Raw genomic sequence first — 13,917 nt, 5'->3', positions numbered from 1 at the left:
CTATCATTAACTAACCTATTTTCAAATTATGAAAAAACTTCTACAAAGTTTGTTCATACTTATGTTCGTTGCTGTAACGGCAATGGCACAAGATCGAACAATCTCAGGTACGGTTACTTCATCGGCAGATAAATTGCCGATTCCTGGAGTAAGTGTGAAAATCCCTGGTGCCTCTGGTGGCGCTGTAACTGGTGCAGACGGAAAATACTCATTAAGAGTTCCTTCATCAGCAACTTCATTAGTGTTCAGCTCTATTGGCTTTACATCACAAACTAGAACTTTAGGTTCTGCAACTACAATCAATGTCGTTTTAGCAGAAGACGCAACAATGTTATCAGAAGTTGTTGTAACTGCATTAGGCGAAAAAAGAGAGGCAAGAGCATTAGGATATGCTGCAACTACTCTTAAAAGCGAAGTTCTAACCGTTGCAAAAAACACTGATATTAGTACTGCATTGGCAGGAAAAGTAGCCGGTGTACAATTAAATGGTTCTCCAAGTTCTTCATTTGATAATGCTTCTGTAATTGTACGTGGTATTAATGGTTTTACTGTTGGTTCACCATTATTTGTTGTTGATGGAACGCCTGCTGATCAAGCTAACGTAAACATGGATAACATTGAAAGTATTACTGTACTTAAAGGTGCTGCTGCTACCGCATTATATGGTCAGCGTGCCTACAATGGTGTTGTAATCATTACAAGTAAAAAAGGAGCTAGAAATGGTGGTACTTCAATCGAAATCAATTCTGGATTAGCTATCGAAAAAACATCTTTATTACCTGATTATCAAAACGAATATGCAGGTGGTTATAGCGGTCAATTCGAAAAATTTGTTTACAATCCTGCAATTCACCCTGCGGCATGGGCAGCTTTTAATGGTCAAAACATGTTAGATTATGGTGCAGATGCGAGTTTTGGTCCAAAAATCGACGGCACCACTTTGTACCGTCCTTATTATAGCTGGTACCCAGGTCAGGATTTCGGAAAATTAGTTCCGCTAACTGCTCAGCCAAATAACATTAAAGATTATTTAAAAACAGGTGGTAGTTATAACAATAGTATTGCTTTTACAACTGGCGGTGAAGGTTATAACCTTCGTGTAGGTTACACAAATCAAACCAGATCGCTTGTGCAAGACAATGCTAATCGTTCTATGAACATTTTAAACGTTAACGGTTCTTACGATGTAAGTAAGAGATTAACGGTATCAACCGATTTTCAATTTGCAAAAGAAAACAGAATCGGTCAACCTTACGAAACTTATCGTAATGATGGATTAAACGTTGTTCAAGGATTTAACCAGTGGTTCCAACGTCAATTGGATATGAACTATATGAGAGATAATCAGGTTTTAGCTGATGGAACAGTTACCTCTTGGAATATTGGAAATCCAAATGGAACTGGCGATTTATCTGAAATTACAACTCCTCAATATTGGGATAACCCTTTCTGGGTAGTTAAAAACAACTACAGAACGCAAAGAAACAACCGTATAGTTGGTAACTTAGGCTTAAAATATGATTTAGGCAGTGGTTTAGCATTAGCGGGTTTCTTAAGAGGAAATATTAATAATGAATCTGGAGATGAGCGCATGGCAACAGGCGGTTTACAACAAGATTATTTTAAAACGAGAAACTGGACAGATACAGAGTTCAACTATGAGTTAAATTTAACTTATAACAAAACTTTTGGCGATTTCACTTTAAATGCTTTGGCAGCTGGAAACATCCGTCATGAGAAAAGAGAAAGAATCAACATGGAAACAGCTGGTGGTTTAAGTTTTCCTAACTATTTCAATATTGCAGCTTCTTTAGCTCGTCCTACAGTTTCAAATGATTATTTCGAGAAAGAAGTAAGAAGTATTTTTGGTAAAGCATCATTAGCATATAAAAACTTTCTTTATTTAGATATTACAGCTAGAAATGACTGGTCATCAGTATTTGCTCCTGACTTAAACTCATATTTCTACCCATCTGTTTCAACATCATTCGTTTTCTCTGAGTTCTTACCTGCAGGTATAAAAAACACCTTATCATTCGGTAAATTGAGATTAGCATACGCACAGGTTGGTTCTGATGTGGATCCATATCGTGTAAATCTTCAATACAATACCTCTCCAGCTTATGGGTCTAATCCTTCATTAGCGATTGGTAACGAATTTAGAGATGGTAGAATTGTTCCAGCTAAAACGAATTCATTTGAGATTGGTACAGAATTGAAATTCTTGAAAAATAGAATTGGTTTAGATTTCGCATACTATGTAAACAAAAACAAAAACCAAATTTTGGGCGTAACATTAAACGGTGCTACTGGTTATACAAGTAACTTAATTAACGCCGGAGATTTAACAAACAGAGGTTTCGAGTTTAGCTTAACAGGTTCTCCTGTTCAATCGAAAAATGTTAGTTGGGATTTAACAGTTAACTTTAGTAAATCAAAAACAATTGTTAACAAAATTACAGACCAACAAACTAACGTAATTTATCAAACAAGTACTTTCTTTAATAACACATTAAACTTACGTGAAGGTCAGGAATGGGGTTACATTTTAGGTCGTACCTGGAATCGTGACGCAAATGGTAATGTGATTATCGCGGCAAGCGGTTTACCAACATCTACGCCAAACCAATTTATAGGTTATGCTCGTCCTAAATTTAATGGTGGTGCTTACTCATCATTAAAAGTGTTCAATTTCGATTTAGCATTCTCTGTTGATTTCCAAAAAGGAGGTTTATTTAACTCTACAACTCGTGCATTCAATATGGGTAGTGGTTTATCACAAGAAACTGTTGGTGTTAATGATAAAGGAATAGATTGGAGATTACCTGTAGCTCAAGGTGGTGGTTATAAATTTGCTGGTGTACTGGCTAATGGTCAACCAAATACCAGATATGTAGATGCAAGTACAGCATTTTACAATGGTATGCAAACTGGTTCAGGTGAATTATTCATGATCAGTGCATCATATTTAAAACTAAGAGAGGTTAGATTAGGTTATAACTTACCAAGCAAAGTATTAGCGAGAACTGGTTTCTTAAAATCAGCTAATTTAGGCTTAGTTGTTGGTAACGCATGGTTAATTTCTGCTCCTGGTAAAAAATATGGTGTTGATCCATCAGAAATTGAAAATTTCTGGCAAGAAGGCGGGCAGTTGCCATCGTCTCGTACATTTGGTCTTAATTTAAGAATTGGACTTTAATTTATAAGGATATGAAAAATATAAAAAAATATATATTTCTAGCTGTTGGGGTGGGTATTCTTGCTTCTGGCTGTAATAAATTTCGTGAGTTTGGCGATACAAATGTCGATCAAACCAGAGTAGCTAAAGCAGCTACAAAAGCATTGCTTACTTTTGCCATGCAGAAAAGCCAGGTTAACGGAGCAACAAACACAAATGCTACTACAACCTTATCTACAACAGGGGCAATTTTTGGGCAGCATATTTCAGAAGGCCCATATTTAACGGTTTCTCCGTTTAATGATGCCGGAAGTACGTTAAACCCTAGTTATTATGGTTTTTATTCTGAAGTATTAAAAAACCTTAACCAAGTAATTACTTTTGCTAGAGCAGGCGCTCCTGAAGCAGATCCTGCCGCGAATGGCTCTATCAACAATCAAATTGCTGTAGCCAGAATCATGAAGGCATACATCTTTTGGAAAATAACTGATAGATGGGGTGATGTTCCTTATACTGAAGCATTAAATAGTGCTAACATTACACCTAAGTTCACAAAACAAGAAGAAATTTATAAAGATCTTTTTAAAGAACTCAAAGAAGCTGTAGCGCAAATTGATGCTGGTGCTGGTCCAACTGGCGACATTATGTTTGGTGGTGATATGGATTCATGGAAAAAATTCGCTGCTACACAAAGGTTACTAATGGCGTTAAGATTATCTAAAGTTTATCCTAATGCAGGCGAATTTGCTGCAACAGAATTTGCTTCGGCAATAAGTGCAACACCTTTAGCTTCGGGAGAAACTTTGAAATACACTTTCCTTGCAGGAGATCCGAACAATTTAAACCCTTGGTATAATAACTATAGCATTTCTAACCGTAATGACTTTGCAATTAGCAAAACTATAGTGGATATCATGAAAAATAACGGTACTGGTACCGATCCAAGACTACCTGTTTATGGTGAGGTTTTGGCAGGTAATCAGGTTGTTGGTTTACTATTTGGTGTTCAAACTCAGGTTAATATCCCTAACAGTTATAGCCGTATTGGTACAGCTTTGCGTGGCGCAGGTTCTCCGGCGTATATCTTTACCGGAGCGCAAGTTCAGTTTGCATTAGCAGAGGGCGCTAAGAGAGGTTGGATTGCTGGTGGAGATGCAACAGCTGCAAACTATTACAATGCAGGTATTGATGCTTCATTAACGCAATATGGTGTAGCTAACCCTGCATTTAAAACTGCTACAGGAATCCTTTATAATCCGGCAACAGCTTTACAGCAAATTGGAACTCAAAGATGGATTGCTTTATACTTAGATGGATGGGAAGCATGGTCTGAATTTAGAAGAACGGGATTCCCTGCTTTAGTACCAGGACCAAATTCTCAAAATGGTACAGTAATTCCAAGACGTGTAGGTTATCCAACTGCAGATCAAACTACAAATAGTGCAAATTACGCTGCTGCTTTGGCTCAGCAAGGTTGGACTACTAACAGTATCAACAATAGAATGTGGTGGGATAAACCATAATCTAAAAATATGTTAAATTTAAAGGAGCCTTATCTCAAGGCTCCTTTTTTTGTTAAATTAGATATTATGAAGAATATATTTAAGTGCTTGGTTGTTATTTTAATAATGACGTCAGGAAATATTGCCTCTGCTCAAGAATTTTTTAGATTGAAAGAATCTATTGGCATGCCATTGAGATCAAGAAATTACATAGATACAAAAGGAACACCATATTTTTTAACTGATTGGAGTGCCGGAGAAATCAAACAAGCTGATGGTAAGATTGATAAAGACATGAAACTTAAGTATGATCAACTTGAAGACGAGTTAATTTTTAAAGATTCGAAAGGAGAAGAACTTGGCTTTGCGATACCCGTTGTTGAATTTAAATTAAATTATACCCTCGATGGTTTACCAAAAACATCATTATTCAGAAATGGCTTCGCACCGTTTAAAGGGTCTACAGAAAAAAACTATTACGAAATTTTACATGATGGGCGAATAAAGCTGGCGAAGAAAAATGTAAAAAGGATTGAGCAATATCGAGAATACAATTCTGCTAGTACAACTAAATCGGTTATTGAAAGGATAAAATACTACACTATTATTAATAATGTTTTAACAGAATTTAAAAGAGACAATAAATCTGTTCAACAAGTATTTGGCGAGAAATCAGTGTTAGTTCTTGATTATATCACCAAGAATAATTTAGATTTTAAAAAGGATAATGATTTAATAAAGGTTTTTGCATTTTACGAAACTTTGTAAGCCATATAATATTATAAGAATATTTTTCAAATATTAGGAATTCTACTTTGTTCACAACTGAGATGTTAGATATAATTTGTAAATGATTAGTCGTTGCCGATGTATATGGAAGTTTACATGTAATAAGTATTGGTTATACGCTGGTAAGTTCTTGTAAATGAGCGAATAAGATGTTTTATGTGTTTTTTGTCATCTAAAAATCACAAAGCTTTGAATTTTAGTTAAAATTTGTTAAAAAATTCATTTGAGCTCTATATTTAGAATTCAAAATTGAACTAATTAATATTTAACTAACAAAAATTTCATGAAAAAACTTCTACAAAGTTTGTTCGTGTTCTTGTTTATTGCATTTTCTGCAATGGCTCAAGATCGAACTATTACTGGTACAGTTACCTCGCAAGAGGATGGATTACCTTTACCTGGGGTATCCGTAAAAGCTCTAGGCAGTGCAGGCGGCACACAAACCGATGGCAATGGTAAGTATTCTATTAAGGTGTCATCAGCAAATTCTTTACAATTTTCTTATTTAGGTCACGTATCAAAAACTTTGAGCATTCCTTCATCAGGATTATTAAATTTGTCGTTGGTACCTGATGCTAACACATTACAAGATATCAACATTGTTCAAGTTGCTTATGGAACACAGCGCAAACAAGACGTTGTAGGTTCATTAACTACTGTTAGCGCAAGTCAATTGCAAAAGCAACAGGTTACCTCAGTAACTCAAGGCTTACAAGGCTTAGCTACGGGTGTATTAGTTATTAATGGTTCCGGCCAGCCTGGTACAAATCCAACCATTCGTATTCGTGGTGTCGCATCAGTAAATGCAAGTGCGGAACCTCTTATTGTATTGGATGGTTTAGCTTATTCGGGAAGCATTAATAGCATTGGCCCAAATGATGTAGAGAGCATGACTGTTTTGAAAGATGCTGCTGCAACATCGCTGTATGGATCGAGAGCAGCAAATGGCGTTATCTTAATTACAACAAAACGCGGTAAAAACGGTGATGCAGCTATAAACGCATATGCTAATTATGGTGTATCTTCAAGAGCAGTTGATGAATATAAATATGTTTCGTCCGAAGATTATATGAAACTTGCATGGGAAGCTCAAAAAAATTATGCTATTGGTTTAAATATACCTAATCCTGGTCAATATGCATCTACTAACCTAATTACTGGTACAGCAAACACTTATGGTTTAAAATATAATCCTTACAATGTTGCAAATCCGATTGACGCTAATGGAAACCTTGTTCCAGGGGCTTCATTATTGTGGGATACTGATTGGGCAAAAGAAGGTAGTAATCCTTCTGTTAGACGTAAGAACGTTGGATTAAATATTCAAGGCGGGTCTGATAAGTTCAGATACTTTTTATCTACGGATTATTTAGATCAGGATGGTACGGTTAAAAACTCCAATTATAACCGTTTAACTACTCGTTTTAATGGTGATGCAAACCTTAGATCTTGGCTAAAAGTAGGTTTAAATTCATCATTAGCAGCTTCAAAAAATAATAATCCAAGCCAAGCTGGAAGTGCATTTAGTAACGCAGTTCAATTTGCTCGTATAGTTTCGTCTATTTATCCACTTTACAGAAGAGATAACAACGGGGCGTTAGTCTTGGATGCAACTGGTGCGCCAATTTACGATTTTGGTGGCTCTGTTGCAGGTCAAACATACAACAGTGGTCGACCAGCGGCTAGTAATACCAACGCAGTAGCACTTCAACAATTAGATAAGAATACTTCTGAGACAATTCAATCGTCATTGAATGCTTATGCAGAAGTTGCTTTTACTGACTATTTGAAATTTAAATCTAATGTCGGTATTAATAGAAATGTTGGATCTACTTTGGTATATGCGAACCCTCTACTTGGTGATGCTGCTCCTGTTGGTGGTCGTGTTACAAGAGGCAGAAACTTATTAACAGACTGGACTTGGAATAACATGTTAAGTTTTGATAAAAGTTTTGGTAAACATAGGTTAGGTGTAATTGCCAGTACAGAAGCTTATGATTATAAGAGTGAGACACTTTCTGCAGGTACAACTGGTTTTCCAGCACCTGGTCTTTATGAAGTATCTCCTGGTTCAACTAAAGAAACAGCAACATCTGGAACTGTTCGTAGAAGAATAGAGAGTTATTTTGCTCGTGCGAGCTACAATTATGATAGCAAATATTTCTTGGAAGGTTCGGTTAGAAGAGACGGTTCTACGCGTTTTGCTGCTGATAAACGTTGGGGTACCTTTTATTCTGTAGGTGGTTCATACGTTATTTCAAATGAAAGCTTTATGGCCAATCAAAAAGTTTTTGATTATTTGAAAATACGTGCTTCTTATGGTGAAATTGGTAATGAAGGTTTATCTAGCTCATTTCCTTATATTAGCTCGTACTCAACTTTATATCCCGATCTAACTAATCCTGGTGTCTACCTAACCACATTAGGAAACCCAGATGTTACTTGGGAAAAACAAGGAACATTCAATGTTGGTTTAGATTTTGCAGTTTTAAAAAATAGAATTTCTGCTTCAATTGAATACTATAATAAAAATACATTTGATTTATTGTTTTCTAGACCTCTGCCTAATTCTAGTGGTTTCACTGCTATTGATGATAATGTAGGTAAAATTAAAAACCAAGGTTTTGAATTCACAGTTGATTCAAAAAACCTGACAGGTGCTTTTAAATGGTCTACTAACATAAACGTAGCAACGCTAAAAAATAGAATAACAGCCTTACCTCAGAATTTTATCATTTCTGGTACTAAGCGTTTAGAAGTTGGTGTTCCACTATATGATTTCTATACTTACGAGTGGGCTGGCGTAAATCCAGATAATGGTAAGCCTCAATGGTATGCAGATGATCCAAATAATCCAGGCGGAACAATCATCGTGAATGCTATTGCGACAGCAAGAAGATCTTTACAAGGCTCTGCGCTTCCAAAAGTAACAGGTGGTATTACAAATACTTTTGAATATAAGGGTTTTGATTTATCAGCCTTATTTAATTTTTCTTTGGGTGGTAAAATATTAGATAGTGACTACATCTCGTTAATGCATGGGTTTTCGAATGTTGGCGCTGCTCTAAGCACTGATATATTAAATAGATGGACAACGCCCGGACAAGTTACAGACGTTCCTGCATTAAAATTTGGAAACAGCGATTACGGAAGCGCTTCAACACGTCATTTATTTAAAGGTGATTATTTGAGATTAAGAAATGTAACTTTGGGTTACACGCTGCCTCAATCGGTTATTGCAAAATCAAGAAATATTCTTAAGTCTATGAGATTTTATGTACAAGGAGACAATTTCTGGACCTTATCAAAACTGAAAAAAGGCGCTGATCCAGAAACTTCAATTGATGGTGTTACATCACAAAGTTCGGCTACGTTTAAAACATTTACATTTGGCTTAAATGTTGGGTTTTAGTATTAATTACAAATAAAGTATTGTTATGAAAAATATAATTAAAAGCGCATTTCTCGTTGCTTTTGCATCAAGTGTTCTTCTTTCGGGATGTAAAAAATCTTTTCTAGAAGAGCCAAAACCAGCTACTGCAGTTTCTGCGGTTGATGTATTTGCTACGGAAGCTGGAGTTCGGGCGAACTTATCAGGTATGTATAGAGTTTTACGAGTTCAATATGGCTCATCAACTGATGTATGGGGTATAGCTTCGGTTAATCTGGCTAGAGAGGCGAAAGGAATAGATGTTGGTTTGCCTGATGGTAATTGGTATAATTTTGACTATTTACAGGATAACAGAGAACCATCATACAGAAGGGTTTCATTTACGTGGAATTTTTTCTATGATCTTATCAATGCATCAAACGTAGTAATTGATGGTGTGGAAAAAAGTACGCTTTCGGCAGTTGCTAAAGCTCAGTTTTCTGCAGAGGCAAGAGCCTTTAGAGCATGGTGCTATTTTGAACTAGTTAGAGAGTTTGCTCACTCATACAGTGAAAATCCGAACGGACCAGGTTTGCCAATTTATACCGTGCCGACTACAGCCGCTACAGCAGGTAATCCTAGGGCCAAAATAGGAGAAGTTTATAAATTAATTTTAAGCGATCTTGAGTTTGCTGCAACGAATGCGGGTACTACAAGAGGTATAAAAGATATTATTAATAAGGATGTTGTTAACGGATTGCTAGCACGAGTTTACTTAGAAATGGGTATGGTTGATAATTCTTATTTAACTAAAGCTGTTGCGGCTTCACAAGCAGCCAGAGCGTCTTACCCGCTAACAGTGTCTGAATTATCGACAACAATGACATCTGATTTTTCAGCTAAGAGAGAGGTAATGTGGGGATTTCCGCAAGCAGCTGACCAAACTATCTATTACGGTACACCTTCAGCGTTTTGGGGAACATCTGGAACGGGGTATTTTAATTTCTTCGTTGACCCTAATTTTGTAACTCAATTTAGTGCAACTGATGTAAGAACATCTAAGTTTGTGACCCCTGCAGGCGCTACGTATGTTGGTGTAAAGAAATTCAAAACAACAAAGTTTGGTACCACAACAAATTTTACTGATTTCTTAGTTATGATGCGAAGTCCGGAAATGTATTTAATCGAAGCAGAGGCTAAAGCTAGATTGAATGATCCAACTGCCGGCTCTGTATTATTTGCTGTTCAGAAAAACAGAGATGCAGCTGCTGTTGCATCAGGAAATACTGGGGCGACTTTAATAAATGAGATTCTACTTGAAAGAAGAAAAGAAATGTTCGGAGAAATAGGGGTAGGATTTTTAGATATAAAGAGATGTAACCTGCCATTTGCAAGAGGTAATGGACATGTTGTAAGTGCCCAAATTAGTTTTCCTGCAAATTCAAACCGACTAACACTTAAGATTCCGCAAGCAGAGTTTGATTCCAACAAATCACTTACTGTAGCTGACCAGAATCCGTAATTCAATTTTATATTTATCAAAATCCCGGCTAATAAAGCCGGGATTTTTTATTGAAATAATTTTTATCACTTTTTTAATCAACTAAGTGATATGCTTTAAATATGAAACATTATTATTTCGGATATATTATATACTATCCCTTCTCAAAATTATGAGCTTGGTAAGTTTTCCTGCGGCAAAAGGTTTTAAATCTTATTTTTTTTAATAAAAGTATTATTACACGTTGAAAAGACTTTGCTCAATATGCAAAAATATCATTTATTGTTATAATGCTAAGTCCTATATGAGATTAAAATGAAATTAGAAAGATGAAAAAAATATGAATTTAACTATTTTGTTTGTCATATTTTAATCATAATATGGGTGATTTCTGTTAAATATTGTTAAAATAGTATTCTTCACGATTATATTCGGGTTTAATTAATCAAACTAACTTAAATTTTATGAAAAAACTACTACTAAGTTTGTTCGTAATGCTATTTGTTGCGGTCAGCGCATTTGGGCAGGAAAGAACAATTACAGGAACAGTTACAGCAAAAGACGACGGACAGCCGTTGCCTGGTGTAAGTGTTAAAATTAAAGGTGCAACAGGTGGCACTACCACTGGTGCAGATGGTAAATATTCTATAAGAGTTGCATCGGGTGCAACATTAGAATTTAGCTCAATTGGCTACACCCCTTCTAGCCGCACCATTGGAACATCCAATACCATTAACATTTCAATGACTCCAAATGAAAATACGCTTACGGATGTTGTTGTTGTAGGTTATGGAACAGTTAGTAAAAAAGATAATACTTCTTCTGTATCAAAAGTAACTGGCGATCAGGTAACCAATGTTTCGATTCCATCTTTTGATAGAGCTTTAGCAGGTAAAGCAACGGGTGTTCAAGTAATTACTCCGTCAGGTTTATTAGGTCAGGCTCCTCAAATTAGAATTAGAGGTGTAAACTCAATCAGTTCTGGTACTTCTCCATTAGTTGTTATTGATGGGGTGCCATCTTTGAGCGGCAATGTCGGTGGTTTTACAAGCGCAAATGCTTTGGCCGATGTTAACCCAAATGATATTGAATCAATTGATATCTTAAAAGACGGAGCTGCAACAGCAGTATACGGATCTAGAGCTGCAAATGGTGTAATCTTAATTACAACAAAAAGAGGTAAAACTGGTACAACCTTTACATATGACGGATTTGCTGCAATAGCAAATGTTTCATCTAAATTCGACCTTTTAAATGCAGATCAATTTGTAGAAATTGCTAATGAGCGTTTTGTAAACGCTGGCCAAACTGCATCAGCCAGACAAACTCCAGATGGGCAAGGGGGCTTTATTAATACAGATTGGCAAGATTACGTTTTCCGTCAATCTGTTCAGCAAAACCATGCAATTGCGGCTTCTGGTGGTACAGATAAAACTAAATATTATTTCTCTTTAGGATATTCTGACCAAAAAGGTGCAATTGTATCAAACTCATTAACGAGGTATACTTTAAGAGCCAATGTAGATCAAAAAATCAATAAATTTTTAACATTTGGTATCACATCGGGTCTTACTTATCAAAATAACTTAGGCCCATTAGCTGGTTCGAATAACCTTTCTGGTAATACATTTGCAGCAATGCGTATGTTGCCAAACGTTGCAGTTTATAATGCTGCAGATCCAACAGGTTACAATATTACACCAGATAGAAGAGCACTAGGCGCAGGCTCAAACTTAATCCCAATTTCTGATAATATTCCGAACATCATGTTCGTGTTGGAAAATAATGTTAGAAAATCACAAACTTACAGATTGTTAGGTTCTACATACCTTGAGGCAACTATTTTACCTGGCTTAAAAATTAAAACACAGTTAGGTGTTGATGGTTCTTATGTGGATGATTTCGTTTTTACAGACCCAAGAGCAGGTGATGGATTAAGTGCTAATGGCTCAATATCTCAGGCTTATTCACCAATTTTTACATGGAATTGGCAAAATATTTTGACCTACACAAAATCATTCAATGGTGCCCACAACTTAGATGTTACTTTAGTACAAGAGCTACAAAAAAGAAGAACATCATTCTATCAGGCCAGCATTTCTAATATATCTGATATTTTCTTTAACCAAAACATTACAACTGGCACATTTGTTACCCCAACTGCTGCTGGTGGTTTAACCTTTAATGGTATTGAATCTTATTTAGCCAGAGTTAGCTATAACTATAAAAGCAGATATTATATTGGAGGTTCGATTCGTAGAGATGCACTTTCAGCATTGCCCATTGCTAACCGCATAGGTTATTTTCCAAGTGCTTCATTTGCCTGGAGATTATCTGAAGAGGATTTCTTTAAAAACTCAGGCATTACAAATGTACTAAGTGATGTTAAATTAAGAGGTTCGATAGCAGAAGTTGGTAATACAGATATTGGTTCTTTTCCATACTTAGGTACTTATGGTGCAGCAGCTTACGGAAATCAAAGTGGTATCGCATTTAACAATACAGGTAACCCTGATTTGAAATGGGAATCACAAAAAACTTATGATTTGGGCTTAGACTTCGGTTTATTTAAAAACAGAATTAATGTTGTTGCAGCTTACTGGAGAAAAGATAATGATGATATCATTCTTTCTGCACCAACTCCACCTTCTATCGGTATCCCAGGAAACAGTATCAGCAGAAATATCGGAAGTATCAGAAATGACGGTTTTGAATTTGCTGTTTCATCAGATATATTCTCAGAAAGCAAAGTAAGATGGAATGCATCTTTAAATTTCTCAACTCAAAGAAACGTTGTAAAAGGTTTAGTTGATGGTCAGGATATACCGGGCGATTATAATATTATTAGAGTTGGAGAATCTATTAGAGCAATTTATGGTTACGATTATACTGGTGTTAATGCTGCAAACGGTAACCCATTATGGAAAAAAGCTAATGGACAAGTTATTCAAGGAAACATTAATAATTCAACCTACTATTTGTACGATGCAAATAATCCAACAGTTTTGGGCACTCAATCTTCATTAAATCCAAATGTTGATCGTCGTGTTTTAGGAAATTCTTTACCTACATGGTTTGGTGGTTTCAATAACACCATTACTTATAATAACTTTGATTTGAATGTGTTTTTACGTTTCCAAGGTGGAAATTACATTATGAACCGTTCTCGTCAGGATTTATTAAACATGAACTTTGTTAACAACGGAACCGAAGTTTTGGGTAGGTGGCAAAGCCCTACAAATCCTGGTGATGGAAATATGCCGAGATTATATGCCTCAAGAAGTGCATTTATAAATTTAGAAAACTCAGCATCAACAAGATTTGTTGAAAAAGGTGATTTCTTACGTTTAGATAATTTAGCATTAGGTTACAATTTCTCTGGAGAAGTAACCAGGAAGCTAGGAATCAGCAAGTTACGTGTGTATGCGTCAGCACAGAATGTGTTCGTTATCACAGGATATTCAGGTTTAGATCCTGAGGTAAATACATCAGGTGCAGGTGTAGATTTTAACGGAAACCCGCAATTAAGAACATTCACATTTGGACTTAATTTAGGTTTTTAAGTTTAATTTATTAA

At 35.9% G+C, this 13,917-nt stretch carries 6 protein-coding genes; all 6 read left to right on the top strand.

Features of this window, described 5'->3' with window-relative positions; genetic code table 11:
- Positions 1–28: 28 nt before the first annotated feature.
- The 6 genes from LUA86_RS00110 (at position 29) to LUA86_RS00085 (ending at position 13,903) form a co-directional block, all read left to right on the top strand.
- Positions 29–3,199: a SusC/RagA family TonB-linked outer membrane protein gene (locus tag LUA86_RS00110; RefSeq protein ID WP_231458511.1), complete on the top strand. Its 3,171-nt coding sequence runs from the start codon at positions 29–31 to the stop codon at positions 3,197–3,199.
- 11 nt (positions 3,200–3,210) lie between these two features.
- Positions 3,211–4,701: a SusD/RagB family nutrient-binding outer membrane lipoprotein gene (locus LUA86_RS00105; protein WP_231458510.1), complete on the top strand. Its 1,491-nt coding sequence runs from the start codon at positions 3,211–3,213 to the stop codon at positions 4,699–4,701.
- A 66-nt stretch (positions 4,702–4,767) separates the two neighbouring features.
- Positions 4,768–5,448, top strand: a complete 681-nt coding sequence (locus LUA86_RS00100; RefSeq protein ID WP_231458509.1) for a hypothetical protein — start codon at positions 4,768–4,770, stop codon at positions 5,446–5,448.
- Positions 5,449–5,752: 304 nt separating this feature from the next.
- Entirely contained in the window at positions 5,753–8,881 is a 3,129-nt protein-coding gene (locus LUA86_RS00095) for a TonB-dependent receptor (protein ID WP_231458508.1), read from the top strand.
- A gap of 25 nt (positions 8,882–8,906) precedes the next feature.
- A complete protein-coding gene (locus LUA86_RS00090) occupies positions 8,907–10,361 on the top strand; it encodes a RagB/SusD family nutrient uptake outer membrane protein (RefSeq protein ID WP_231458507.1) in 1,455 nt (484 codons plus the stop codon).
- A 443-nt stretch (positions 10,362–10,804) separates the two neighbouring features.
- Positions 10,805–13,903, top strand: a complete 3,099-nt coding sequence (locus tag LUA86_RS00085) for a TonB-dependent receptor (protein WP_231458506.1) — start codon at positions 10,805–10,807, stop codon at positions 13,901–13,903.
- The last annotated feature ends 14 nt before the right edge of the window (positions 13,904–13,917 follow it).

This window comes from Pedobacter sp. Leaf132 (genome assembly GCF_920984695.1).
Lineage (GTDB): Bacteria > Bacteroidota > Bacteroidia > Sphingobacteriales > Sphingobacteriaceae > Pedobacter.
This window is presented reverse-complemented; position numbering and strand designations above follow the sequence as displayed.

What these genes read in the sequence shown, in the direction of transcription:
- LUA86_RS00085 (WP_231458506.1), top strand. Translation starts at nt 10,805, where the DNA reads ATGAAAAAACTACTACTAAGTTTGTTCGTAATGCTATTTGTTGCGGTC.
- LUA86_RS00090 (WP_231458507.1), top strand. Translation starts at nt 8,907, where the DNA reads ATGAAAAATATAATTAAAAGCGCATTTCTCGTTGCTTTTGCATCAAGT.
- LUA86_RS00095 (WP_231458508.1), top strand. Translation starts at nt 5,753, where the DNA reads ATGAAAAAACTTCTACAAAGTTTGTTCGTGTTCTTGTTTATTGCATTT.
- LUA86_RS00105 (WP_231458510.1), top strand. Translation starts at nt 3,211, where the DNA reads ATGAAAAATATAAAAAAATATATATTTCTAGCTGTTGGGGTGGGTATT.
- LUA86_RS00100 (WP_231458509.1), top strand. Translation starts at nt 4,768, where the DNA reads ATGAAGAATATATTTAAGTGCTTGGTTGTTATTTTAATAATGACGTCA.
- LUA86_RS00110 (WP_231458511.1), top strand. Translation starts at nt 29, where the DNA reads ATGAAAAAACTTCTACAAAGTTTGTTCATACTTATGTTCGTTGCTGTA.